The sequence below is a fragment of the Vibrio sp. 10N.222.48.A3 genome (assembly GCF_041475345.1).
Lineage (GTDB): Bacteria > Pseudomonadota > Gammaproteobacteria > Enterobacterales > Vibrionaceae > Vibrio > Vibrio tasmaniensis_A.
The window spans coordinates 1-1684 of the sequence record NZ_JBFRVX010000434.1; the positions used below are offsets into that span (position 1 = coordinate 1).

A 1684-nucleotide genomic window follows, 5' to 3' on the forward strand; every position below is an offset into this window, starting at 1 on the left:
ACTTTACACCCGCGCGCATTAAACGGCTTAGTAGCAATGGATAAACGGTGTTGATATAAACGGTGAAAAGCGTGGATTCTCATGGACAATAACGATAGATCTAGAAAAGTGGCACGATTGTACTTACAGTGACCCTAGAATGATAGAAGGAATTCCCATGCAAGACCCATCCCTGCTTCGCCTTGTTTGTTTTATTGTCGTTTTTGGATCATGTGCGCTTTGGGAGTACCGCTTTCCACGTAAAACGCTGACTCAGAGTAAATGGTTTCGTTGGGGAAACAACTTTGCGTTGGTTGCTTTAAACAGTTTTCTATTAGCCACTCTAATTCCAATCGCAGCATTTCAAGCGGCGGTTATCGCACAAGAAAGCCAATGGGGTCTGTTCAATACCCTGTCACTTCCTAAAGAACTCAGCATCCTCATCTGTGTTTTACTGTTAGATTGCGCTATTTACCTGCAGCACTTGGTGTTTCACCGTGTTTCATGGCTATGGAAGTTGCACCGAGTTCATCATGCAGATCTAGATATTGATGTCACAACCGGAACTCGTTTTCATCCAATTGAGATGATTCTTTCAATGCTGATTAAAGTGAGTTTAGTGATCGCGCTTGGTGTACCTGTCATCGCTGTTGTCATCTTTGAAATTGTTCTTAACGCCAGCGCGATGTTTAACCACAGCAATGCGCATCTGCCACTGTGGATTGATAAGCGATTGAGAAAAGTGATTGTGACACCAGACATGCACCGAGTTCATCACTCGGTCATTGTTAAGGAAACGCACTCAAACTTTGGTTTTTTCTTATCGGTGTGGGACATTTGGTTCAAAACCTATCGCGCTCAACCTAAGCTTGGCCATGATAACGTTCAGATTGGCGTTCCAGAGATTCAAGATGGTAAAGAGCAACGGTTAGACTTAATGCTACGTCAGCCATTTGCACGATTCCCGACAACGAAAGACTAGGTTCGAATTCAGTTGAGTCTCAGTTTATATTGAGATCAAACCTATCTTAATAACAAACCTGTCTCTATAACAAACCCGTCTCCATAACAAACCAAGCTTAATACCAAAGCAAAACGCCCTTAGATTCTTATGAAAACTTAAGGGCGTTTCTGTATCAATCGGAATTTAAGCGTAGCTAGTGCTTCAACTATTATGCTGCCAGGCTTAACTCAGCAAGCTCGTTTATTTGAGGACGCTTGTTTATTTCAGTACGTACTTATGAAGCATAGCTTGTTGGTGTCCTGCTATCTCTCCGACTTGCTCTGAACTCTCGATCATGGATTCAAGCTGTAACTTAGTATTCTCGCCTTGTTCAGAAACACGAGTGATCGAATGTGTCACATCCACCGTTGCGCGTGCCTGTTGCTCAGTCGCCACCATGATTTGTTCAACACGTCCTTTAATCTGGCTAACCGCGAATTCGATTTTCTCGAAGGCCTGCTTTACATCGCCACTGGTTTCCAGTGCATTCGCCATTTCGCTTCTCGACTCTGTTACAGACGCCCGTGAGCGATCAGCGGCTGCCACCAATTCATTCATCATATTTCGAATATTAGTGGTTTGCTGGGAAGTATCGCTGGCTAGTTTTCTTACTTCATCGGCGACCACTGCAAAGCCTCGGCCTTGATCTCCTGCTCGAGCTGCTTCTATTGCTGCATTCAATGCGAGTAAGTTAGTGTTGTC

Annotated in this window: 2 protein-coding genes and 1 pseudogene; 1 reads left to right on the plus strand and 2 read right to left on the minus strand. The window is 44.1% G+C overall.

From position 1 onward, the window contains the following. Window positions 1-83 (minus strand): annotated as a pseudogene (locus AB4653_RS13205) (DTW domain-containing protein); the annotation flags it as partial. 74 nt (window positions 84-157) lie between these two features. Here AB4653_RS13205 and AB4653_RS13210 point away from each other — a divergent pair. Further along, on the plus strand, window positions 158-961 hold the full coding sequence (locus AB4653_RS13210; protein WP_009846749.1) for a sterol desaturase family protein: 804 nt from the start codon (window positions 158-160) through the stop codon (window positions 959-961). 240 nt (window positions 962-1201) lie between these two features. Here the strand turns inward: AB4653_RS13210 and AB4653_RS13215 are convergent. After that, the coding region (locus tag AB4653_RS13215) for a methyl-accepting chemotaxis protein (RefSeq protein WP_372104391.1) at window positions 1202-1684 on the minus strand (483 nt) is incomplete at its 5' end.